This window comes from Paenibacillus sp. SJS-P3 (assembly GCF_056711585.1).
In genome coordinates this window covers 2,169,186-2,192,272 of sequence record NZ_CM160043.1, presented here as the reverse complement: position 1 = coordinate 2,192,272, position 23,087 = coordinate 2,169,186, and the positions used below count along the sequence as shown (strand labels likewise).

The 23,087-nt window shown below is 54.2% G+C and carries 25 protein-coding genes; 6 read left to right on the top strand and 19 right to left on the bottom strand.

What is annotated here, in order from left to right; translation table 11 throughout:
* Positions 1-32 precede the first annotated feature (32 nt).
* A complete protein-coding gene (locus AC06G8_RS10105) occupies positions 33-1,487 on the bottom strand; it encodes an aminotransferase-like domain-containing protein (protein WP_480285187.1) in 1,455 nt (484 codons plus the stop codon).
* A gap of 96 nt (positions 1,488-1,583) precedes the next feature.
* Between AC06G8_RS10105 and AC06G8_RS10100 the strand changes: the two genes are divergently transcribed.
* On the top strand, positions 1,584-2,582 hold the full coding sequence (locus tag AC06G8_RS10100) for a DMT family transporter (RefSeq protein WP_480285186.1): 999 nt from the start codon (positions 1,584-1,586) through the stop codon (positions 2,580-2,582).
* A gap of 118 nt (positions 2,583-2,700) precedes the next feature.
* Here the strand turns inward: AC06G8_RS10100 and AC06G8_RS10095 are convergent, their stop codons facing one another.
* From AC06G8_RS10095 to AC06G8_RS10085, 3 genes are all read right to left on the bottom strand, one after another.
* Positions 2,701-3,210: a VanZ family protein gene (locus tag AC06G8_RS10095; RefSeq protein WP_480285185.1), complete on the bottom strand. Its 510-nt coding sequence runs from the start codon at positions 3,208-3,210 to the stop codon at positions 2,701-2,703.
* Between the two features lie 124 nt (positions 3,211-3,334).
* Positions 3,335-3,859, bottom strand: coding sequence for a hypothetical protein (locus AC06G8_RS10090; protein ID WP_480285184.1), 525 nt, complete (start codon positions 3,857-3,859; stop codon positions 3,335-3,337).
* Between the two features lie 453 nt (positions 3,860-4,312).
* Positions 4,313-4,615, bottom strand: a complete 303-nt coding sequence (locus tag AC06G8_RS10085; protein ID WP_480285183.1) for a hypothetical protein — start codon at positions 4,613-4,615, stop codon at positions 4,313-4,315.
* 135 nt (positions 4,616-4,750) lie between these two features.
* On the opposite strand from AC06G8_RS10085, the gene AC06G8_RS10080 reads away from it, so the two are divergent.
* Together AC06G8_RS10080 and AC06G8_RS10075 are read left to right on the top strand one after the other, a co-directional pair.
* Positions 4,751-5,731: a hypothetical protein gene (locus AC06G8_RS10080; protein ID WP_480285182.1), complete on the top strand. Its 981-nt coding sequence runs from the start codon at positions 4,751-4,753 to the stop codon at positions 5,729-5,731.
* Between the two features lie 544 nt (positions 5,732-6,275).
* Positions 6,276-6,707, top strand: a complete 432-nt coding sequence (locus AC06G8_RS10075) for a DUF6843 domain-containing protein (RefSeq protein WP_480285181.1) — start codon at positions 6,276-6,278, stop codon at positions 6,705-6,707.
* Positions 6,708-6,771: 64 nt separating this feature from the next.
* On the opposite strand, the gene AC06G8_RS10070 is transcribed toward AC06G8_RS10075, so the two are convergent.
* Positions 6,772-7,164 (bottom strand): DUF3238 domain-containing protein, encoded by a 393-nt coding sequence (locus tag AC06G8_RS10070; RefSeq protein WP_480285180.1) that lies wholly within the window; start codon positions 7,162-7,164, stop codon positions 6,772-6,774.
* Positions 7,165-7,402: 238 nt separating this feature from the next.
* Complete coding sequence (locus AC06G8_RS10065) at positions 7,403-8,281, bottom strand: sugar phosphate isomerase/epimerase family protein (RefSeq protein ID WP_480285179.1); 879 nt, start codon at positions 8,279-8,281, stop codon at positions 7,403-7,405.
* 429 nt (positions 8,282-8,710) lie between these two features.
* Here AC06G8_RS10065 and AC06G8_RS10060 point away from each other — a divergent pair, with 429 nt between their 5' ends.
* On the top strand, positions 8,711-9,664 hold the full coding sequence (locus AC06G8_RS10060) for a methyltransferase domain-containing protein (protein ID WP_480285178.1): 954 nt from the start codon (positions 8,711-8,713) through the stop codon (positions 9,662-9,664).
* A gap of 1,198 nt (positions 9,665-10,862) precedes the next feature.
* Here the strand turns inward: AC06G8_RS10060 and AC06G8_RS10055 are convergent.
* From AC06G8_RS10055 to AC06G8_RS10045, 3 genes are all read right to left on the bottom strand, one after another.
* A complete protein-coding gene (locus AC06G8_RS10055; protein ID WP_480285177.1) occupies positions 10,863-11,441 on the bottom strand; it encodes an ExeA family protein in 579 nt (192 codons plus the stop codon).
* 63 nt (positions 11,442-11,504) lie between these two features.
* Complete coding sequence (locus AC06G8_RS10050; RefSeq protein ID WP_480285176.1) at positions 11,505-12,536, bottom strand: Gfo/Idh/MocA family protein; 1,032 nt, start codon at positions 12,534-12,536, stop codon at positions 11,505-11,507.
* Complete coding sequence (locus AC06G8_RS10045; RefSeq protein WP_480285175.1) at positions 12,533-13,384, bottom strand: sugar phosphate isomerase/epimerase family protein; 852 nt, start codon at positions 13,382-13,384, stop codon at positions 12,533-12,535. Before AC06G8_RS10045 ends, AC06G8_RS10050 begins: the two co-directional genes overlap by 4 nt.
* Positions 13,385-13,539: 155 nt before the next feature.
* Between AC06G8_RS10045 and AC06G8_RS10040 the strand changes: the two genes are divergently transcribed.
* Together AC06G8_RS10040 and AC06G8_RS10035 are read left to right on the top strand one after the other, a co-directional pair.
* Positions 13,540-14,466: a helix-turn-helix domain-containing protein gene (locus AC06G8_RS10040; protein ID WP_480285174.1), complete on the top strand. Its 927-nt coding sequence runs from the start codon at positions 13,540-13,542 to the stop codon at positions 14,464-14,466.
* Positions 14,467-14,488: 22 nt separating this feature from the next.
* The gene (locus tag AC06G8_RS10035) at positions 14,489-14,689 is read left to right on the top strand and encodes a hypothetical protein (RefSeq protein WP_447661724.1); all 201 of its coding nucleotides are present in this window, start codon (positions 14,489-14,491) and stop codon (positions 14,687-14,689) included.
* 5 nt (positions 14,690-14,694) lie between these two features.
* Here AC06G8_RS10035 and AC06G8_RS10030 read toward each other — a convergent pair whose 3' ends face one another.
* The 10 genes from AC06G8_RS10030 to AC06G8_RS09985 form a co-directional block, all read right to left on the bottom strand.
* On the bottom strand, positions 14,695-14,901 hold the full coding sequence (locus AC06G8_RS10030; RefSeq protein WP_480285173.1) for a hypothetical protein: 207 nt from the start codon (positions 14,899-14,901) through the stop codon (positions 14,695-14,697).
* 74 nt (positions 14,902-14,975) lie between these two features.
* A complete protein-coding gene (locus AC06G8_RS10025) occupies positions 14,976-15,479 on the bottom strand; it encodes a ferritin (RefSeq protein ID WP_480285172.1) in 504 nt (167 codons plus the stop codon).
* 129 nt (positions 15,480-15,608) lie between these two features.
* Positions 15,609-15,830: a DUF1450 domain-containing protein gene (locus tag AC06G8_RS10020; RefSeq protein WP_447661726.1), complete on the bottom strand. Its 222-nt coding sequence runs from the start codon at positions 15,828-15,830 to the stop codon at positions 15,609-15,611.
* 205 nt (positions 15,831-16,035) lie between these two features.
* Positions 16,036-16,716, bottom strand: a complete 681-nt coding sequence (locus AC06G8_RS10015; protein ID WP_447661727.1) for a DnaD domain-containing protein — start codon at positions 16,714-16,716, stop codon at positions 16,036-16,038.
* 79 nt (positions 16,717-16,795) lie between these two features.
* Entirely contained in the window at positions 16,796-18,094 is a 1,299-nt protein-coding gene (asnS, locus tag AC06G8_RS10010; protein ID WP_480285171.1) for an asparagine--tRNA ligase, read from the bottom strand.
* Positions 18,091-19,314: an acetate/propionate family kinase gene (locus AC06G8_RS10005; RefSeq protein ID WP_480285170.1), complete on the bottom strand. Its 1,224-nt coding sequence runs from the start codon at positions 19,312-19,314 to the stop codon at positions 18,091-18,093. The genes asnS and AC06G8_RS10005 overlap by 4 nt, the downstream gene beginning before the upstream one ends.
* A complete protein-coding gene (locus tag AC06G8_RS10000; RefSeq protein ID WP_048749027.1) occupies positions 19,311-20,183 on the bottom strand; it encodes a 3-hydroxyacyl-CoA dehydrogenase family protein in 873 nt (290 codons plus the stop codon). The genes AC06G8_RS10005 and AC06G8_RS10000 overlap by 4 nt, the downstream gene beginning before the upstream one ends.
* 219 nt (positions 20,184-20,402) lie before the next feature.
* The gene (locus tag AC06G8_RS09995) at positions 20,403-21,902 is read right to left on the bottom strand and encodes an AAA family ATPase (RefSeq protein ID WP_480285169.1); all 1,500 of its coding nucleotides are present in this window, start codon (positions 21,900-21,902) and stop codon (positions 20,403-20,405) included.
* Complete coding sequence (locus AC06G8_RS09990; RefSeq protein WP_447661732.1) at positions 21,895-22,431, bottom strand: hypothetical protein; 537 nt, start codon at positions 22,429-22,431, stop codon at positions 21,895-21,897. The genes AC06G8_RS09995 and AC06G8_RS09990 overlap by 8 nt, the downstream gene beginning before the upstream one ends.
* 155 nt (positions 22,432-22,586) lie before the next feature.
* Positions 22,587-23,084, bottom strand: a complete 498-nt coding sequence (locus tag AC06G8_RS09985; protein WP_447671041.1) for a cell wall elongation regulator TseB-like domain-containing protein — start codon at positions 23,082-23,084, stop codon at positions 22,587-22,589.
* Positions 23,085-23,087: the final 3 nt, after the last annotated feature.

Below are 23,087 nucleotides of genomic sequence, written 5' to 3'. Positions count from 1 at the left end.
CCCGCCACGGATTTGAACAAAATAAGCAAAATTCAGCGGCGAAGCTCTTCCGCCGCCTGTATCAGCTGCTCGACGGCCTCTGCGATCCGTTTTTCGCTCAAAAAGGAATAGCTGAGCCGGATCCTCGCATTCATGTCGCCCAGCGGATCGCAGATGCTGCCGGGCACAAAGGCGACCGATCGCGCCAAGCATCGTTCCAGCAGCAGATCGGCCGGGATTCCATCCGGCAGGGAGATCCACAGGTTCAAACCTCCGGCAGGGCTGTCCCAGCTCCAGCCCGTCCGGGCAAGCGCTTTTTCCATTGCATCCCTGCGCATGCGGACCGCGGTTCTCAGCTTCTGGACATGCTCCTGCATGCGGCTCGAGAAAAAGTAATGCTGGAATATTTTTTGGTTGAGCAGCGGAGATCCGCTGTCGGACAACGCTTTGAGCGGCCGGATGCCCTCCATGACGGAAGGGCGCGCGGCAAGCACAGATATCCGCAGGCCGGGAGCGATATATTTGCTGAAGCTGCGGATATAGACGACGTATCCTTCCGTATCGTAATAGAACAGCGGCGGAGGCGGGGGCTGGTCAAAATAGATATCGTGGTAGACGTCATCCTCCACCAGGATGCAGTCATGCCGCTCCGCGAGCTCCACCAGCAGCTTGCGCTGCTCGGCCGGCACCGTATAACCCGTCGGGTTGTGGAAGGTCGGGTTCATATAGAACAGGCGGGGCTTCTCCTTCTCCATCAGCGCTTCGACAGCGTCCAGGTCATATCCTTCCGCCGTCAGCTCGACAGGCAGCAGAACGATATTCTGCTGCTGGAAGACGTCGATCGCAGGACTGTACGTCGGCCGTTCGATCAAGACGCGGTCGCCGGGCTTGACCAGAGAACGCGACACAAGATCGATCGCTTGCTGCGACCCCGACGTGATGAGCAATTCTCCCGCAGCGACATCGATTCCATGCGCTTCGGCAAAAAACGCCGATAAAGCCTCTCTCAGCTCCGGATCGCCGAGCACAGTGGAATAAGTGCTTAGAACCATTGGATGAAGATCCAGCACCTGCTTCACATGATTCGATAAAAAGCGGTTCGGAAGCAGAGCCGGATCGATCAAAGCCTCCGACATCTGATATCTGACCTGCACGCTGTGGATGTCCGAAAGCCGGCTGCGGTTGACGTAGCCCGGAGCGGCTGCATAAGCCCACCCCGGAGCGGCATCTCCATCCGGAGCGCTCGTCCGCGCGTCCTCGCGGGCACGCACGTAATAGCCGTTTTTGTACCTGGAGGAAAGGATGCCTTCCTCTTCGAGCAGCCGATAGGCTTTGAGCACGGTCAGCCGGTGCACCCCGAGCCGCTGCGCCATCGACCTGACCGATGGAAGCTTCTCCCCGGCCTTCCACTCTCCCCGACTCATGCCGCTTCTCACCTCGTCTTGAACGAGCGCCAGCTTGGTGACGGCGTTGTTGCCCCGAGCCGCGGCAGCGATGTTGTTCTCCACTTCCCATTCCTCCCGATATCAGCCTATCTGGTCTAATCCTATCCCATCTGTTCTATTCGTCAACCTATATAGTAAATAGAAAGAGGAGGCCCGCTGATGGTTGTTTTCAATTACTTGCTCATGTGCGCGATTTTCGGCACGACTTTTCTCGTAATCAAAATCGGCGTGGCTGCCGGCCTGCCCCCGTTCCTGTCGGCAGGAATCCGCTTCACCGCCGCCGGGCTGCTGCTGTTCGGCTGGATGCTTGCCCGCCGCAAGGTCCAATTCTCGATGCTGTTCCGCAAGGAATTCGCCTTCATCGGCGCCGGCAGCACATTCGCCACCTTTGCCGGACTCTACTGGGCCGAGCAGCATATCGACTCCGGCATGGCCGCCATCCTGTCGGCGACAGGCCCGATGGCCATTCTGCTGATGCAATCCGTGGCGCTCCGGCAGCGAACCGGCTTCCTGGAGAGAGCTGGCTGCGGCATCGGCCTGCTTGGCGTCATCACGCTCATGCTGCCGGAGCTTCATGCTCAGGCGAATGTCGTTTGGCTGGTCAGCTGCCTGCTCGTCCTGCTGGGAGAGTTCGGTTATGCGGCAGGCAGCCTATTGACCCGGCGTGCGCTGCTTCGCTCTCCGGAGCTGCCGCCGGTCGCCTTGAACGCCGCGCAGATGATCTATGGAGGCATCGGGCTGCTGATTCTCTCCGCTTTCGCCGAAAGGCCCTCGACGCAGTCGCTCGACTTCTTGTCGGCAACCGGATCGCTGATCTACCTGACCGTAGTCGGCTCCATGCTCGGACATAGCCTCTATGCCTGGCTCATCAAAGCGACCAACGCCTTTTTCCCATCCACCTGGCTGTACATCTCCCCCGTCATCGCGCTCAGTCTCGGGGCGCTTCTGCAAAATGAGCGGCTGTCTCTGCTTTCGTTAGGCGGAAGCCTGCTGGTGCTGGTAACCGGTGGCGCGGAAAAGACAGTTCAAAGGAAGCTATCCAAACCGGATAGCTTTTTATTTTTTTCAGGCGGAAGACAACCTGTTGACGCCGTTTGTCGTTTTACTCTAACGTCGCCCGTGGGGCCTAAAAGGAGGGTTCAAACTGAATGCGCATAAGTTCTACCTGCAGCTGAACCTTTTCTCCCCGTCATCCAGGCGGCCACCCCAAGGCCTGTCTCCGCAAGGCATACATGGTATGGGCTTTTTTCCGGTTACTTTAATGATGAATCGTAGGCTATTTTGCCAATTGTTTATTATTGTTCTCGCTTTTTTTAGTCTTGGTTAGTTTCTTAAAAATCAAATATAACGAATAGCCAAATACGCAGCCAGCAATATTTAGGATGACATCATCAATATCAGCAACACCTAAACAGGTAATAAATTGAATGATTTCTATTGAAAAAATAATTACAAATGAAATCCCAATCGTCTTTAAGAAGGACGGTCTTTTTATAATCAGCGGGAGTAAAAAACCCATCGGAACAAACAAGATTATATTGCCTACGAGGTTTGCTGAAGGCTCTGTCCCAATTCGCATGTAAGAACCTATTGACGAAGTGATTGATTTAAATGGCACTAAATTTAAATTCAAATATCCAAGCTTTTTTTGATATGCGGTATCTTCTATTCTTCTAATGACTTGTTGCACACTACCGAAATATTTAAAAATAGTTAGGTTGGATAGTAATAATACATATAAAATAAATGTAAGACTAAAAAATTTTCTTGATAATATATTTGTCATAAATGTTGATCTCCAATGTTTTTTAATAATCAGATATTATTACATATTTCAATAAAAAGAAACAGATACCAGAAAAAATTTCTGGAATCTGTTTGTATACAACCTACTCTTGTTCAGGAATTGATTAGCTTATAGAACCGTTAAATGAGTATTTGTTATCGTTTCTAGGAACGGCAAATCTCACATAATATTCTGACGTAGAAGTTAGGCCGGTAAAAGTATAACTTGTTGATGAAGTAATACCAGTAAGTGTTTTTTGTAATTTAACTTCACCACTCTTGGTAAACACAGTAAGTACAAGCGAATCATTAGGAACAGCTTCGCCACTATATTTCCAGTTTAATACTGAAATTTTCATACTCGTTTTTCCTTTAAGAAACTTATCAGTGAACACCTGTGCTCCGACTTCTATGACCTGATAATTATAAGGACTAATGGATAAATCGTGGACGGATGCACCACTTGGTGGAGGATCCTGACCTTGCGTTGAAAAACCTGCTCCTGGTGGAGTGGTACTTAAATTATGAACATCACTAGTGGTCATTTGGGTTTGGAATTCTTTGGTGGTGTCTGCATAAACAGATGATGCTAGAATTGAACTCATTACGGTTGCAGTACCTAAAACTGATAAGATTTTTTTCCTCTTCATAATTACATCTTCCCTTCATATTTCATAATTTAGAAAGTTTTATCAAACTTTCACTTATATAGTAAAATATTATCGACTTTCTGTATATAGTTTAAAAGTAATGAAATGAATTTGTTAAATTATGTAGAATTTTGTCGTCGCATCCTGTAAATACATTAATACAGAATTACAGTTATATGCAGGGGGCGGTCCGGTTCAAGAGCAAGCCGGCTATACGCTTTGCTGCGTGGCCGGCCTTCCTGGATGAATGCGAGAGGAAAAGACGCGTGCGTCTGTGTGACGATCGGCGCATGGTGGCCAGCTCTGCATGTATGTCGCATATCCTGTTACACAGAAGTGCTGAGAGAATAACTGCTAGACTTGAGTGAACGTACAAGAAGAGTCTTTCTGAAATGAAAGACTCTTACTAGAGATTAATTTTGTTCTCTTCCGTCATTACAATGTCATATCTATTTACTGCACGTCAGAGAGCTTTATTTCTTTTAGGATTGCTCCGTCTTTTTTATTCGTATCCACTGTGATCGAGTAGCGCTTCCCTTTTTCTAGAAATGGAAGGACGATTTCTGGAGCTTCCGCTCTTATTTCCTCCATAGCCTGTGTGGCAAAGACAAGCTTATTCCCATTAATCTGAACCAATTCAGCTATAGCATGGTGGGAAGCTGTCTTGTTTAGTGGATTGGATGAATTGAAATAATAAATAGCGGCGCTTAAAATAATTACCACTAAAGCAATTGAAAAAACTCGTTTTTTATTCACGTCATGTATCCCTCTTTTCTCTGAAGTTGGTATTTAACATTTTTGCACTAATATTTTTTTTTTGCAACTATCTTTACAGCGTTTGTTTCATAATGCTATGATGATAAAGTCAAATCGAAAGGGGATATTACCCAAATGAAGAAGAGATATGTTTCTATTCCAGTTGTATCCATGTTTCTTATGGCAGCTCCTTTAGCAAGTGCTTCTACCTATGGAACAGAAAGCGTAACAACTTCTTCGCCGGTCTCTGTTAAGATGGCTATCGATTCGCAGCTCACAGTCGATAAGTTGTCCGATGGACGAATCTCTCCCGTCTCCAACGCACAGTCGCTGAGCGAAGCTCAACTGAATAAAGTCCTTGCTGCCATGCAAGTTCCGTTCAATGAACTTCCTATATATTCGTTGGATACGAAGCGTCAAATCGTTAGTCGGGGAGGAGTTGCTATTCCTTTAGAGACGACTAAGCGAGAGCACACCTATACCGCGCTTGATGGTACTACGCACGTCATTACAGATGCGAATCGTGCTGAGGTACAAATCATTCAAGATCGCGATGCCGCCACTCTCAAAATGCAATCAGGTGGAATCACTCCTTTTGCTTTAGGTTCTGTAAAGGACAGGCTGTTTACGGGATCAGCTTCCATCTTCTATGTTGGAAAGAATGCAACAGCGACCGCCTTCTTGTATGATTTCTATTCCGGCTATAACTGGAGTGGATATCCGGAATTTTTCCTTACAGATACAATAGCTCAAGCTTGGGACAGCGGCATTTCGAGCATGTCTTCGACAGGAACACATCAATGGAAGAAGCTTCCTAATGATACAACTTGGCAACAGCAAAAAATTACGCCGGTTCGTGCTATCGGTGCGACCAAGATGAATGTCGATATTGGTTACAATCCGGCTCAGTATGGAGCTGTTTCCGATCGCCTGGAGGTACCGATTTCAATGAAAGGTCTTCACAAACAGGTCATTAGCAGTTATGCACATCCGGTTACGGGTGGTATTGTTAGTGTCGCACTAAAGTATCTCAGTATCGAGTGGTCTGCTTTCTCGGGTGAAAAATGGAACTGGGATAGCACCTTTACAGTCAGTACGACTCCTACCCAAGGTTAATCCTAATACATTTTTGAGCCAAACCGTCTTCATTGGTTTGGCTCTATTTAATTCCTCATTTATTTTTGAGCAGTATATGGTTCCGACCACGAATCCCACCACCCGCGAAACCTCCAAATGACCCGGAAGGTTATCGGCCCAATTGGGTTTTTTAGATATCGGGCCTGTCTCTACGCTATGCCGCCAGGTTAATGGAAATGCAGGGAAGGGAGCTTAGCCTTTGGCGAAGTCTTGAATGATCCTTCAAGTGTAAGAGCCGTCCAGAATCCTGAACGGCTCTTACATCATTATTAATCTTTAGTTTATTGCCGCGAAACCCCACCACCCGCTAAAACCCAAGCGACCCGGAAAAACACCGGTTCCATTGGGTTTTTTTCATCTGCAGAAGAACGATACAGATGAAACCACGGGTACCCGGCGACGCGGAAGGTCAAGGGCAAGCCGGCTCTACGCTTTGCTGCGAAGCCGGCCTTATCGAATTTTAGGGTTGTTTCATACATGCTGGGAGTTATAATAAAAGCAATCATCAGGGATTGAGAAGGGGATGAAGATTACGAGAAGAATAACTATCATTTTTTCGTTGTCACTGCTAGTTATAATAGGCGGATGCGCCAACAAGATTCAGCAAAACCATTTCTTAATTCAAGAAGGATATGTCGGTTGGGTTTATGTCATCTTTGATCAGAATGGCTTTGAGCCGATTAAAGAAGAAAAGAGAAAGCGAATATTTAATATTGATTCTTCGGGAATTTTAAAAACATCGACTCCTAAGCCTGCATACGGTGCGAATGATAAGTATTACTATGCTGCAAAAAATGGTTCTACCAAAGAATTGGCAGTAGGGACCATGATTCATTATTCTGGTGTGCTTGATAAGCAGACAGAGACAAAGACTTATCCGCAGGTCGTCGCGTTCTTTGTTGGACCGAAAGAAAGGGCTGAGGCTGCTGGACAGGCACAATACCCGCTCAATTGACGTCGTAATTGCAATAGAAGACACATGCTGAAGCAGCATGTGTCTTCTATTTAAGCTTTCACGGTTATGCGACGATATCTCGTTGTACGCTGGCATGGATCTCCATTGGAGGAAACAAACTGGTCGTTGTTTGATTCGTATCTCGATGATCATACAAATAAATATTTTGCCATGTCCCCCCATTAACGCTCGCATAGACTTCACAGGATGGGAATCCATCATGATCGCCTACAAGGGTGATGAGTCCATTTTTGTAAACCCTCGCCGTAAAATCATAGTCACTGGCTGGTGCGGCAAGCTCCAGCGGATTGGATACCGAACACCGGAGTTTAAATTCCAGAAAGTCACTGTCACTTCCCGTTGTACTTCCACCGGTTTTCGTAAGTGTGATACCTTCAGGACTTGCCTGATCGCTACTTTCGCTCGAGAAATTAGTACCATAAACCCTCGTTCGCACAGTAGTGACACCCGTATTCCGAAAATGAGTATACGTCGCGTCATTCCTCGCCTGCCCGAGCTGAAGGAATATGCTTCCTCCCGCAGCAGACGCCGGGCTGTTGAAGCGGCCGGCCGCAACATTCGGACGTCCGAATCCGAGTCCGTCTGATGGATGTGAATTTGATTTGAAGTAAAAAAAGCGAAGAACCCCTCCGATGCCGGAATGGATTCTTCGCTTTCTGTGCTGGGTGTGCAGATTACTTGAAGCTCTTCAAGAACCGGACCGCTTCGGCGATATCCTGCTCAGGCTGGGTGCCGACTTCCCTCTCGATCGTCAGGTAGCCGGAGTAGCCGATATCCTGAAGCGCCTGAAGGTAGTTCGGCCAATCAACGCTGCCTTGGCCCAGTGGAACTTCGCGGAAGTCTTCGCCGGCTTCGGCCGATGCCGCCAACGCCTCATGGCTCATCGCCTCGTAGCCGAGCATGCCGTATACTTTGCGCGGGTCGACTTCCCGCAGCCGGATGCCGTCCTTGGCATGGGTGTGGACGATATAGTCCTTCAGCGTATAGACGCCTTGAACCGGATCGTCGCCTGTCACCATCACCATGTTGGCCGGATCGAAGTTGACGGACAAGCCGTTCGTGCTGAGCGTATCGAGAAACTTCTTCAGATGGGCGGACCGCTCCGGACCGGTCTCGATCGCGAAGTAAGCGTTGATGCTGCTGGCATAACTGCTCAGCTCATCGCAGGCGCTTTGCATCGTGTGGTAGATCTCGCCATTCTCGTCATCCGGCACGATGCCGATGTGGGTCGTGACGATCGGGCAGCCGAGATCCATCGCCAGATCGAGAATCCGCTTGGACTTGTCGATCTTCCAGCGGTTCTCTTTGGCGTCCTGGAAGCCGTGTCCCGCCAGATCGCCCACAAGGGCGGAAATCTGCAAGCCGAGGGAAGCCACATATTCCTTCAGCTCCCTGCGGCGGGCGGCATCCATCACATCGGGATCCATTTCTCCCTTCACCGCATAGATCTGCACGCCGTCCGCTCCAACTTCCTTAGCCTTCAGCAGCCCTTGACGAACGCCGAGCTGGAAGCTGTCCACGATGACGCCGATAGGATTATTGATTTTAGTCATGCCACATACCGCCTTTTAGGAAGGTTATCGTTCTGCTTTCATTGTACCTGCCCGGAGATATCCCCTCTAGAACTCCGATGCCGACCATTTGGATTTTTGTGCTTATGAGACGCTTGACCTTCTCCGTGCGTCAAGGTGTAAGATGTAGCCAACCGCATCGACGGGAAAATCGAAAATCTGGGTATTTTCTGCGCTAGGTATTTGCGATATATATGCAATTAATGTTTGTATTAGATGTCTCTAGTAATCTTAGCGATAGATTACACGATATCTTTGCCATAGATTTCTGCGATTGATCTTTAGAATAGCTGCCTGTCTACGGTAGAAATTTAAAAAAGCTAGGTCAATTTGTGTTTTAAAGATAACGATAGAATTGCACTCCGACATCCAAATCAAAATTCCGGTAATGCCGGAAAGGAGAACGTACTCATGCATATCCGTCAGGCAGCCGCCATGACCGGCCTTACTCCCCGGGCCATCCGTTATTACGAACAGACCGGCTTGCTGCCGGCAAGCGCACGAACCGAAGGCGGCTATCGATTCTATAGCGGCGATGACATCGATCGCCTGAGATGGATCGCGGCTCTGCGTGAATGGGGCATCCCTCTCTCCTCCGTTGCCGGCATGCTGGACAGCCTCGGCGACCGGGAAGCTTTCCTGCTGGCGGCTGGAGCAGCGAGGCAATCGCTGTATGAGCAATGGCTGGACGCCTCAGCCGCCTTGAAGTCGCTGGACCAGGGAATGGCAGCTTGGCAGAGCCGCTCCGAACTCCCTTCACTGGATCAATTGAACGAGTTGTCTCGGGAGCTGCAGCAACAGCGAAAAACCCGCGGCAGCTGGACCGACGGGATCGGCTGGGACAGGATGGCGGCAGCAGCCGGAGAGGAAGCGCCGGTCCGATCGCTTCCTTTCGGATACTCATCCGAGCGGTATAGAGCGACGCTTGAAGAGCTGGCTGATTGGCTCGACCCGTTGCCAGGAGAAACCGGCGCCGATCTCGGCTGCGGAACCGGCAATCTGACGAGGCTACTCGCCGCCGGCGGCGCCCGCTTGATCGCTGTCGACGTCTCCTCGTCCATGCTATCCCTGCTGGCTCGCTCGCTGCCGCAGATCGAAACTCGGCAAGGCAACCTGCTTGCATTGCCGCTTCCCGATCGAAGCTGCCGCTTCGCGGCAAGCAGCTTCGTGCTGCAGCATCTGCGGCATGATGAACGCCTCCTCGCTCTGCAGGAAATGCGCCGTGTGCTCCTGCCCGGCGGCAGGCTGGCGATCGCGGCGCCGCTGACCGACAGGGAGCTCGACGCGCTCCGGGGCCCCCTGGCCGCTGACGAATGCGAACTATTCCGCTGCGCGGACGGAATGCTGCTGGCAGTTGTCTCTTGATCCATGCATCAGTCACCTTGGCCTTTCTCCTTATACTGTTACTGACGCCGCATAATGTCCAGCAATAGACGGTGTACATTGTCTAGGCATTGACGATTATTAGGACCACCAAAGGAAAATGGAAGCACCGCCTCCCGACGTGCTTCCATCCCCTATGAATATTTCAGTACCAGAGAGATCTGGTTAATGAGTTAGAGCCACTGAGTTAATAAAATAGAGCCATGGTGCCAGTGACGAAAGCCATTAAGTAAATTATGGCTCTCAGTCAACCAATTTAACTATCGTTCTCCGTTAACGCAATAATAGGTGATGGCATCAACGATAGTTCAATATCTGATTTACATTCCGAGAAACATATTTCTGCTGAAGGGACCCCAGTTTGCTCCCCCGTAACCCGATCTTCCCTCCAAGTTAACAAAACAAGGAAGCACAACGTATAGGACCCCCGTCATTGCATTTTCTCTAAAAGTCATGACAAATCTCGTTTTCGAATTGTCCACAGGCGAAATCATTCCCATTTCAGGACGTATTAGATTAGCTGGCGAAATTGCTTCGCCCATCCCAACGCTTGCAATTCCAACGGGCCCCACATTGCTTCTAATCCAGTAATTGGAGATATTTGTTGCCGATGCTAAATCAGTCCGCTGATCGTACATAAGCAATATTTGATTTGGAGCAGTTTGTCTAGCCTCCAGAAGTATGGGATGCGGCATCATCTGTCGGTCGTCCGTAACCGTCGGTAACCCCCAATAAGGTTCGCCAGCATAAGCATATTGGGACATGAGTGAGTTAATCATTAATCATCCTCCATTTCAATTGAGATAGTCAATTGTCATGGATTAATATATGTAGCCCATGTGTACTTTGTTAAGAAATTTGTTTGTCTGACTTATAAATGATGGACGGTTTTATACGTCAACGTAACACGGGGGTTACATCTTCGCAAAACTTCACAATGTCAAGCTTAAATCAAGCTGTACCTTCCGTTAGCCCAGTGACCACTCGCAATAATTTTTTTTATAGCCTAAATCTAAAGTGGCTCTACACATTAACATCATGGCTCTATTTTATTAACAACGTGGCTCTAACTCGTTAATATTCTTTTCCGTCCCACATCACAACCCAGCGATCCGCATCACGGTCATATCTCATATCCGACCAAATGTGCCTCATGTAAGTTCACCTTGAATGACTTGCTTTACCATGTGGTCGTCAATGATTCGGCGTTCATTCTGCGAGCCATAGATGAGGCTGTGCGTAGCGACACCTTATTAATAAGCCGTGCCGATCCGCTAGAAAATCGATAGATTTCATCGACAGCGCCATGTGAGAAAATGTCCTGCTGCGCATCCGCATAGGCAAGGTGCTTAGCGATATATTCACCCGCTTGGGCGCGGTCGTAGTGGGGGAGCTTACATTGCAAGTCAATTCGCAGATGCGCCTCGTCGACGATGCATACTGGTTGCACGTGATGGATGCCACGCATGAGCTCAATCTCCCGATGGAGTTGCCGGTTCGCATCACCCCGATAAAACTTCGATTCGCATCCGAGCTGTTCTAGCATGCCTTTGTAGAAGTGACGGTGGGTGAGCTTGGAGTCCGACAAATACAAAACTTTGTATTTCGCCGCATCCAGGGATTGCGTAACCCGGCGAATGGTCGTTGTCTTTCCGGTACCGCAATCTCCAGTAATAACGGCAAATAGCTGACGCTCCGCCGCATATTCTAGCCTGCCAAGCGTCTCCTGCAGGATGACTGAGACATAAAGTTTGTCCACCTCGATATTCCGCGAGAATGGTGTTCGGCTTAGTCCGTAGAACGATTCAACGCTCTGCTCTTATTAAACCGCCGCTCCAGCCAGGCTCACCCACTCGCCCCGCTTGTCGGCGGAAACCAGCTCCGCCTCCACGATAGCGATCGTCGACATAGTGCTCGCCGGGTGGGCTTCCTCGATCGGCTCTCCGGCCAGCAGCTTCTCCACGAAGTATTTCAGCTCGTAGTAATAGCCTTGGTCCTCCGCCAGATCCGCCTCGAAGCCGGGCGCGTCATTCGGATTCACCTTCACGGCGCCGCCGCTGAACTGGACGTTGCCCCGCTCGAAGTTGACCCGGAAGCCCATCTCGAACCCGAAGTCGCCGTTCAGCGTCCAATCGACCTGCGAATGGACGACCTCGCCGCCGCCATACCGGTAATGGGTGGACACGATGTCGTAGCCGCTGCCCGGAATGACGTTGACAGCCTGCGTCGATACCGCCTCCGGCATGCCGAACAGCCAGTTGACGACATCCGTGTCATGCACATGCATATCGAGCAGAGCACCGCCTCCCTTATCCTTTTGCAGCACCCAAGGGCCCCAGTCCGGCGTGCCGCCGCCGCGGTAGAAGTACGCATAGGTCGGCTTGCCGTATGTTCCGCCGGCGAACAGATCCCGCAAGTATACGTAAGCGGGCCAGAAACGCAGGCATTGCCCGATCATCAGCGATTTTCCCGTTCTCTCGGAAGCTTGGAGCATCTCCAGGCATTCCGCCCCGTTCGATGCCATCGGCTTCTCGCACAGCACATGCAGGCCCGCTTCCAGGCACATGACCGTCACGCTGCGATGCAGATGCGTCGGCAGCGTAATATCGACGGCGTCCAGCTGCTCCTTGTCCAGCATTTCCTGGAGCGACGTATAAAGGGAAATAGAGGACAGATCGAGCTGTGAAGTGCCCGCATCCAGGTTGCCTCCGCCGCCTTCGCCGCGAAGCTTGGCCGGATCCGCGTCGCAGATCGCCGTCACCTGCACGGCAACGCCCTCCTTGGCCAGCCTGACGTAGTTCTCCAGATGCGCCCTTCCCATGAATCCAAGTCCGATGATGCCGATTCTGATCATGCGCGGCCGCTCCTTCCGAGAATGGCGTCCATAGCCGCCGAAGTATTGAAGATGATCTGGCTGCTGTGATGGGCGTACGGAGGAATCATCTCCGCCGTTACATAGCTGTCGTAGCCGATAGCGCGCAGCGCTCCGACGACGGCCGGGTAGTCGACGTCGCCGGCCAGCAGGTCGACGAAGCCGTGCAAGCCGCACGCCTGCCTGCGATAGTCCTTCAAGTGGACTTTCTTGATCCGGCTGCCGAGAATCGGGATCCAATGCTCCGGATAGCCGGAGTGAACGACGTTGCCGACATCGAAATAGGAGCCGACGTAATCGGAGCCGATCTCGTCGATGAATCCTCTCAGTTCCAGCGGAGACAGCAGGAACTTGTTCCAGACGTTCTCGATGCCGATCGCCACCTTGGCCGTCTCGGCGTCCTTGGCGAGCCGCGAGAGGCCTTCCAGCGCGCGGTCGTATGCAGCGTCGTAAGGGACGGCCTCCGCATCCGGAATGAAGTCGACTCCGACTGCGCCGGGCACGACGAGAATCGTGTCCACGCCGAGCAGCGCGGCGCATTCCAGCTGCCGCTTGACGATATCGGCCGACTTCATGCGGATGGCTGCATCCGAGCTCGTGATCGGGTAATTCCAGTACAAGCCGCTCGCGAGGCTGGCCAGCTCGATGCCTTTATCCTCCGCCAGCTTGCGGATCTCGATGATATCCCGGTCCGTGCTTTCCAGGCTCAGAGGCCCGTTCTCCTCCAGCGCAAGCTCGATGCCGTCGAAGCCGGCGGCAAGCGCCAGGTCCATGCTTTCTCCGATGCCCGTTCCCGCCGGGAACGACCAGGCGTTGATTCCTTTTTTCATGTCATGCAGCTCCCTTCGGAATGTGTATCCGCTTCCTTGCTGCGATTATATCAATCTCCCAGCCGGATGGATTTATGACATCAGCCGTTAAATTTGCACTCAACCATGGTAAAATGGAAGCCGATTGTATATCTAGGCCGCGAGGAGATGCATCCATGCCGTTCAGCCGCTTGATTCTGGAGACTTCCGTACAGGTGGAGAGCCTGATCTCCTTTCATTATTTCGAATATCCGACGGGATTTCTGTTCGAAGGGGAATCGCATGACTTCTGGGAGCTTCTCTACGTAGACAAAGGAGAAGTGGAGGTTCGGGCGGACGACCGGCTGCTGACGCTGAAGCAAGGCCAGCTCATCTTCCATAAGCCGGGAGAATTCCACACCGTGCGCGTGGATCGCGGCCATAGGCCGCCTAATCTCATCGTCATCGCTTTCGGCTGCTCGAGCCCGCTCATGCAAGAGCTCGAGAACCGGGTATCGTACCCCGGCGAACGCGAAAGAAGCTGGCTCGCCCTGCTGCTGCAGGAGGGCTTCGCCAGCTTCCTTCCGCCCTACCATACACCCGGCAGCCATGAGCTGCGCCGCAACCCGCAGGCGCCGGCGGCCAGTCAGCAGGCATTCCGCCTGCTGCTGGAGCTGCTGCTGATCGGGCAGATCCGCAGCGCCCGCTCCGAAGCACTGGGCGAGCAGGCCGAACAGCGCCGCAGCGTCCCGGTGAAGGCCGCCCGGCTGGAGCAGGATACGGTGCGCCGGGTGCGCGAGATCATGAGGCAGCGGCTGTCCGAGCCGCTGGCGCTGGACGATCTATGCCGGGCGGTCCACTTGGGGCGGAGCCGGCTGAAGGAAATCTTTTTGTCCCAGACCGGAATGGGCGTCATGGATGCGTTCAAGGAGATGAAGATCGAGGAAGCCAAGACGCTCATCCGGGAGCAGCGCCATACGTATACGGAGATCGCCGACCGGCTCGGCTATTCCAGCCTTCATTACTTCTCCCGGGATTTCAAGAAAGCGACCGGAATGCCGCCGTCGGAATATTCGCGGACCGTAACGGCGGCCGCTTCCCTGCCGTCCGATTCCCGCCGCTAGCCCAATACGGAGGTGCCGAACATTGAAGAAGTGGAGCTTGATCGGATTTTGGATTGTACCGCTGTTCATCGTTTCCATGCTCGTCAACGGCTTGTCGACAGCCTCCTTTTCGGAGGATTCGAAGGTTCGGACCGCTTTCGAGTGGATGACATCCTATGTGAGTCCCTGGATCATCGTCCTTCTTCTCGCCGCTATCCTCCTGAAGCTCCCTCCCCGCAAGTAAAGCAATCAATTCGCCGAACGGGCCGCCTTCTGGATCGCGTTCATGCCCAGGATGACGCATACCCATTCCATTTCGCCGACAGAGCCTGTATAGGTTTCCAGCCGGTAGGCGGACGTAAGCAGCCAGCTGCTCACTTTGCGGAAGCCGGCCGCCATGCCTCCCGCTTCCGATCCGATCGCTCCTGCATTCCTTCCTTGAACAGCAAAAAGCACCCCTTTCGCACTCATTGGACCTGAAGCAGGTGTTTGTCCAATGACCCCGATAAGAGGTGCTCGCAGAGGCAATTCTACTCGGCTGGAGGCGTGAAGGATCTGCCGGCAAACTCCGCATCGAGCATATAGAAAGCGTTGCTGTCGCTCTCGATGCGCTTCAGCTTCTGGATGATGCCGTCGAACAGCGCTTCTTCCTCCACCTGCTCGTCGATGAACCATTTGAGGAAGTAGATCGTCGCATGCTCTCTGGAATCAAGCGCGAGATCCGCGAGCTGGTAGAAGTTTTTCGTATTCTGCTGCTCGTGGCGGTATCCATGTTCGAATACGTCCAGCATGGAATCGTATCCATTCTTCGGCTCCGGCAGCGCCTTCAGCGTCGCGCGGCGTCCGCGGTCGTTGAGGAACCGGTAAATCTTCATCGCGTGGAACCTCTCCTCCTCCGCCTGGACGAGGAAGAAGTTGGAGAAGCCTTCCAGGCTGTCTCCGGAGCAATAGGCCGCCATGGCCAGATAGACATGCGCGGAATAGAATTCGAAATTCATCTGCTCGTTGAGAGCGGTCGCCAACTGATCGTTCACCTGTGAATCCCCCTGTCGTGATGGAAGCCGCTGAAAAGCTGCCGCTGCGTTCGCGAATCATTGTTCCGACGTTTCTCCAGAACGATCCGCGCCTTTCGCTTGTTTTTCAGCGGCCTCATCGTCATGCGGTCATCGCTTGTTCAACCGCTTCTTGATTTTGCGCCGCAGCTTGGCGGGGCCGGACGCCGATAAGGTCTTCCCCTTGACGACGGCGAAGCAGGCTTCCCTGCATAGCCCGCAGCTGCCGAGGCAGTCTTCCTTGACCAGCTTGACTCCCGCCTCCGACTTGAGCTTGCGGTAGGCAGGCTTCGCACCGTTTTTCAGGTTGCGCCGGCAAAAACGGATTTTCATCCGGCCATCCTCCCCGCCTCATCAAGGCCACTGAAAAAGGTGTCGCTGCGTGCGCGGATCGTTCTTCCGATCGCTGTTGTCCCCGTATTTCTCAGATTTCTTGCCGTTTTTACGGTTGAAATCCGGTGACAAAGGCGACCGCGTTCGCTTCTCCAGAACGATTCCGCACCCTCCGCCCGTTTTTCAGCGGCCCCGCCTAATCCCGTCAGTTTTTCGATGTCCCGCGGAACTTGCGGGAATGAACCTTCGCTTCCTCCGGCGTCGATACCCGGTTGCGGGACCACTCTAGAAGGATGCGGTCGATGTAAGTAAAATGGAGCTTGCCTGCGAATACCGCTTCCCTGAGCGCGAAGCGGATGAGCTCGTCGCTGTACTGGTCAAGGTCGAGCCAGCTGCTGATCCGCTCGCATTCCATCGGAGACAGCGGCCTTCCGAACTCCTGCTCGAACACCGAGAACAAGTTGAGCTCCATCGCAGCCGTCTGACGGGCAGCCGGTTCCGGCGAAGCGGGCTCCGGGCGTTCGGCAGCCGCCCAAGCGGCCGCCCGCTCCAGCCAGCCCTGCCAGTCGTAACGCTCGTAGCGGATGCCGCTGGCGGCGTCGACGGCGTCGTTGATCGTCAGGAAGCCTTCCTTGATCAGCCGACCGAGCTGCTGCTGGACCGACTTGGCGGTCGCGCCGGTCAGCCGGCCGAGCTCATCCGGCGTCGGGAAATCCTGGCGCAGCGAATCGCGGAACATCATCAGCTGCAGAAGCAGCATCATGTCGCTGTCGCTGAGGCCCAGCTCCCGATAGCTGCGAAGAAGGAGCGCGGGAAGGAAAACTCCCCGTTCTCCCATAAGGGAAGCCAATGCTCTCGTGTATTCATGCTGGTTGTTCTCGTTCAAGCGGCTCACCTTCCTCCTGATCGCTGCAACTTAAGCACTGCCGCCGGACAATCCGGCGGCGATGGCGAACATTGCTGTCTTACGGATACAGACGGTACAGCGTGCGCGGGAATGCGATCGTCTCGCGCACATGCTCGAGGCCGCAGATCCAGGCGACGGTGCGCTCCAGACCGAGGCCGAAGCCGGAATGCGGCACGGTGCCGTACTTGCGCAGGTCCATGTACCACTGATAAGCGTCCAGGGGAAGGTTATGCTCCTCGAAGCGCTGCGCCATCAGCTCCGGATCGTCGATCCGCTGCGAGCCGCCGATGATCTCGCCGTAGCCTTCCGGCGCGATCATGTCCGCACACAGCACGACTTCCGGACGGTTCGGATCCGGCTTCATGTAGAACGACTTGATGGAAGCCGGGTAATGGGTGATGAAAACCGGACGGTCGTACTCTTGAGCGATGGCGGTCTCGTGCGGAGCGCCGAAGTCTTCGCCCCAAGGCACTTCGAAGCCGTTTTTGTTCAGGAAGTCGATCGCCTCGTCATACGTGATTCGCGGGAACGGAGCCTGGATCGCCTCCAGCTTGGAGATGTCGCGTCCAAGCGTCTCGAGCTCCGGACGGCAATTTTTGACGACGCTCTGCACGACATGGCTGACGAAAGCTTCCTGGATGCGGAGGCTCTGCTCCAGATCGACGAAAGCCATTTCCGGCTCGATCATCCAGAACTCGATCAGATGGCGGCGGGTTTTGGATTTCTCCGCACGGAAAGTAGGGCCGAAGCTGTATACTTTGCCGAGAGCCATCGCGGCAGCTTCCATGTACAGCTGTCCGCTTTGGGTCAGATAGGCGTCCTCGTCGAAGTATTTCGTATGGAACAGGTTGGTCGTTCCCTCTGCGGAAGTCGGCGTGAGGATCGGAGGATCGACCTGGGTGAAGCCGTTCGTATCGAAATACTCGTTCACGGCGCGCTTGATCTCCGCGCGGATCGTCAGAATCGCGCGCTGCTTCGGCGCACGCAGCCACAGATGGCGATGATCCATCAGGAAGTCGACGCCATGCTCCTTGGGCGTGATCGGATATTCCTGGGTAGCCTGGATGATCTCGATGCCGTCCACGAGCAGCTCGTAGCCGGAAGCGCTGCGCGGCTCTTCCTTGACCATGCCGGACACATACAGCGAGCTTTCCTGAGTCAGCTTGCCTGCCGCTTCCCACGTTTCCTCGGAGACTTCGTTCTTGGCGACTACGCCTTGGATATAACCGCTGCCGTCGCGAAGCTGGAGGAAGGCGATCTTGCCGCTGGAGCGTTTGCCATGCACCCAGGCTCCAATCGTGACGCGCTCGCCCGTATGGGCGGATACTTGCTTGATGGTTACGAGATTTTCAATCATGCTTCGGTTTCTCCCTTCGATTGCTGCACGGCCAGCTTGAACGTATCGCGGGCGATCAGCAGCTCTTCGTTCGTCGGCACGACCATCACCTTCACTCGGGATTCCGGCGTGGAGATGATCCGGGCTTCCTTGCTGCGCTGGGCGTTGAGCTCGCGGTCGAGCTCGATGCCGAGGAACGTCAGCCCCTCGCATACCCGCTCCCGCAGGACGACGGAATTTTCTCCGACTCCGGCGGTGAACAGAAGCACGTCGATGCCGTTCATGGCGGCCGCGTAAGCACCGATGTATTTGCGTACGCGGTAAGTATACATTTCAAAAGCGAGACGGGCATTCTTGTCGCCGTTCGACATCGCTTCCGTAATCTCCCTCATGTCGCTGCTGAGGCCGGATATGGCCAGCAGTCCGCTGTGCTTGTTCAGCATGGAGTTGACCTCCGTCAGCGTGAGGTCTTCCTTGTTCATCGTGTAAGGCACGATCGCCGGATCGAGATCGCCGCTGCGAGTGCCCATCATGAGCCCTTCGAGCGGAGTCATGCCCATGCTCGTGTCGAACGACTTGCCGTTCAGGATCGCTGTCGCGCTCGCGCCGTTGCCTATATGGCAGCTGACGAGCTTCAGCTCCTCCAGCGGACGGCCGAGCACTTCCGCCGCGCGCTCGCTTACATAGGCATGGCTCGTCCCGTGGAAGCCGTAACGGCGTATGCCGTGGCGGCGGTAGAGCACCATCGGAACCGGGTACAGGTACGATTCCTGTGGCATCGTCTGATGGAAGGCCGTATCGAACACGACGACCTGCGGAACGCCCGGCAGCACCGCTTCGACGGCGAGGATGCCCATCATATGCGCCGGATTGTGCAGCGGCGCAAGATCGAACAGCTTGCGGATCTCCAGCTTCGTCTCGCTCGTCACGATAGCGGATTCCTTGAACGACTCCCCGCCATGCACGACCCGATGGCCGACCGCATGGATCTCCGATACGGAACCGAGCACTCCATGCTCCGGATGGACGAGCATGTCCATGACGCGCTTGATTGCGCTCGTATGCTCCAGAATCTCGTCGACGATGCGCACTTCCGGCTTGTCGGCAGGCTCATGCGTCAGAATCGCGGTATCCATGCCGATCCGCTCCACGCGGCCGCTGGCTAGGACGGATTCGTCCTTCATGTCGTAGAGCTGGTATTTCAGCGAGGAGCTGCCGGCATTGATGACGAGAATGTTCATACGCGGTCACCGTCCTTGTCGTAGCTGAAAAATCCAGTCCCGCTCTTGACGCCGAGCTGGCCGGCGCGCACCATTTTCTTGAGGATGAAGGACGGCCGGTATTTCAGCTCTCCGTATTCCCGGAACATGGACGAGAGCGCGGCATGGACGGAATCCAGCCCGAACCGGTCGGCCATCTCGAACGGACCGTGCTGGAACGAATAGCCGATGCGCATCGCGCTGTCGATGTCCTCCGCGGAAGCCGTGCCTTCCTCCAGAATGTGCAGTGCTTCGTTGATGAAGAGGCAGATGAGGCGCGTCGTGACGAATCCGGGGGATTCGAACACCATGACGCCTTTCTTCTCGATCACCTGCTCCACGAAATCCTTCGTGCCCTTGAACGTCTCGTCCGAAGTGCGGAGTCCGCGCACGATCTCCACGAGATCCACCTTGAATACCGGATAAACGAAATGCATGCCGATTACCCGCTCCGGATGCGCGGTGACGCTGGCCAGCTCCGTCAGCGACAGCGTCGACGTGTTGCTTGCCAGAATGACCGATGGCGGACAAGCCTTGTCGACGGCGCGGAACACTTCCTTCTTCGCGTCGAGGTCTTCGGTGATCGTCTCGATGATGAGCTCGCATTGGGACAGGTCTTCGATCGCCGACACGCCATGGATCCGTCCCAGGATCAGCTTCTTCTCCGCTTGGGTCAGCGCCCATTTCTCGATCTGCTTGTCGAGGCTGACTCCGATATTGTCCAGGCCGGACTTCAGCCTTTCTTCCGACAGTTCCAGCAGATAGACGTCCAACCCTTTGTATGAAAGCATCTCGGCGATGCTCTGTCCCATCGTGCCGGCGCCGATCACTCCGATCTTTCTGTAATTCACAGTATGGTCTCTCCTATTCCCTGTATCTATAAAGTACCCTTTATTATAACGTTCCGACGGCTGCCGACACAACTTGACACCGTTCTTTTCCGCTATAAAAATCCGGGCTGTTCCAGCTCCATTCAACCATTCGTTCCCATATTGCCGCCGAATCGATGCAAATGAAAAAAGAGACGGCATACTCCGTCTCTTTTTTGAATGCCTGCCCGCCGCTCCCGCTTACGCGCTGAGGCTCTCCTCGGATGCGATGAGCTTGCGGAACTGCTCGCCGCCGAGCGTCTCGCGGTCGATCAGGATGTTCAGGCAATGCGTGAACAGCTGCCGTCTTGCGGCCAGCATTTCCTTGACCCGGCTCATGAGGCCGTCCAGCACGCTGCCGGATATTTGGGCCCAGCGGTCCGGCGTCATCATCCTGTCCTCAATGATGCCCACTTCGGTCAAGCCGCATTCCACCATCGTCCGGACAATATTGAGCGACTGCTCGAAGTCGTTGCGGGAGCCGGTGCTGCGGCCGCCGTAGAACATCTCCTCCGCGGCCGCGCCGGCAAGAGCGATCATGATCTGGGCTTCCAGATAGTCCTTCGTGTACAGATAATGGTCGTCGCTCGGGTTGTGGCGCACGTAGCCGAGCGCTCCGCCGCGCGGCGCGAGCGCGACCTGGGATACGCTGCCCGGACGAAGCAGCTCCGCCGCGATCGCATGGCCGAGCTCGTGGATCGCCACCCGCTCCCGCTCTTCCTTGGTGGACTCGCGGTCTGTCTTCTCGCCCATCATGACCTTGTCGATCGCCATCGTCAAATGATGCTGCTCGACAAGCGCCAATCCTTCGCGCATCGCATAGATCGCGCCTTCGTTCAGGACGCTTTCGAGCTGGGCGCCGGAAAATCCGAACGACTCCTCGGCGATTTTTTCCATATTTACTTCGTCATGAAGTGGTTTGTTTTTGGAATGGATGTTTAAGATATGAAGACGGCCCTTTTTGTCCGGGAGATCGACGCCGATATGGCGGTCGAACCGTCCTGGGCGCAGCAGCGCCGAATCCAGCATCTCCTTGCGGTTCGTCGCCGCGATGAGGAGGATGCGGGGCGCCTCGTTCGTATGGATGCCGTCCATCTCCGTCAGCAGCTGGTTGAGCGTCTGGTCATACTCCCGATGCGAGCCGCCGTCGCGCTTGCCTCCGATGACATCGATCTCGTCGATGAAGATGACCGCATTCTTCTTGCCTTCCTTGCCGGCCTTCTTGCGGGCTTCCTTGAACAGATCGCGTATCCGGCCCGCTCCGACGCCGACATACATCTCCACGAATTCGCTGCCCGATGCGGCCAGATAGACGGAATCCGTATAATGGGCGGCCGCCTTGGCCATCAGCGTCTTGCCTGTTCCGGGAGGACCGGTAAGCAGGATGCCCTTCATCGGGCGGATGCCGAGCTTGCTGATCTCCTCATGCTTGACCAGAAAGTCGAGCGCCTCGACCAGCTCCCCTTTGGCACGCTCCTGTCCTCCGATATCGTCGAAGGAGAACGGCGTCGAGCCTTTCACCCGAGCCTCTCTGCGGCCTCCGGCCGCTGCCAGCTGTCCTTTTGACTTGAGCGCGAACAGCAGCACGCCCGCGAGCGCAAGCGCAAGCAGAAGAGGAATGATATTCACGCCCCGGAACAACAGAAACGCAAACAGCGAGACCAGAACTCCCCCGCCTATCTCGATGCTGTACTTAGGCATTCGTCCAAACCCCCATTCGCTCGCCGGCTCTAGGCAGAATCACATATTTCGTATCGGTGCCGAGCTCCAGCGTCACATATACGTTGCTGTCATCGATCGAGGTGGCCGTCTTGAGGCCCGGCGTCGTGCGTTCGATTTCCTTCAATGCATCCGGTATTTCGGAATAGCGGCGGTTCTCCATCGCTTCGGCGACTGTGAACAGCTGGCTTGTCCAGATGGAATCCAGCTTGGGCTGCGAGCTCTGATCGACCGTAATGACGAGCTTGCGTCCTTCAAGCCATTTGGCGCTGCGATCGGCAATCTGGTCATGAATGCCCCGCAGATCGGCTCCGGCGCCCAGCTTCAGGCGTACGGTCAACGAGTCTTTGGAAAGGGTCGGGACGGCAGAAACGACACCCGGCAGCGAATCCACTGCAGATTGCAGCGGACGCTCCACGACGGCCTGGTCATAGGCGTACCAGCCGCCGAAAAACAAGGCTGCGGAAATGGCGATCGTGGTCAAAAAAGGCACAAGCCTTACTTTGATCAAAACAAAAGCCCCCTTTATGAAAATCGAAGCGACGGCACTGAAGCCATCCTCTTCGTCTACTTTGCTTCATGCGTATACGGATTAGTATATCACATTTGCTATACGAAGAGTATATCACATCGATATTCATAGAGGAGGCGGTAATCGTTACAACTTTAGGAAGCTTTTTTTGTCGTCAGCGAGTACGTGGTGATATAGTCGCCGTTCTGATAACGATAGAAATCATAGTAATAGCGGGTTTGCCCCTGCTTGCGGGTATAGAACACTTCCCATGCCGGCTGTCCGCCGATCATGCCTGCCCGGACATGATGGATGTCGGCGTCCGGAACGCGCTGCTTGAAGATGCTGCGGATATCGCCTTCCTTGCGGCTTGACGCCATGTCCAGCAGAAGCGGCTCCCCTTTTTCGGGAAGCCAGGCGATTACTTCCTGTCCCTCGGCATTTTTGCCGCGGACGACCCATACCGGCGCATCCCATACGTATTTCTCTGCCGAGGAGGTTTCCTTGAGTCCTGCCTTCTGCTGGGCGAGCTTCTCGGCCTGCAGCTGCGCAGCCCATATCGGACGCTGGAAGCTCCGGTACTCGGCATGTAGACACACGAGCAGCAGTACAACAAGCGCGGAGATCCACAGCGTCCAGCCGCGCCTGCTCATGAG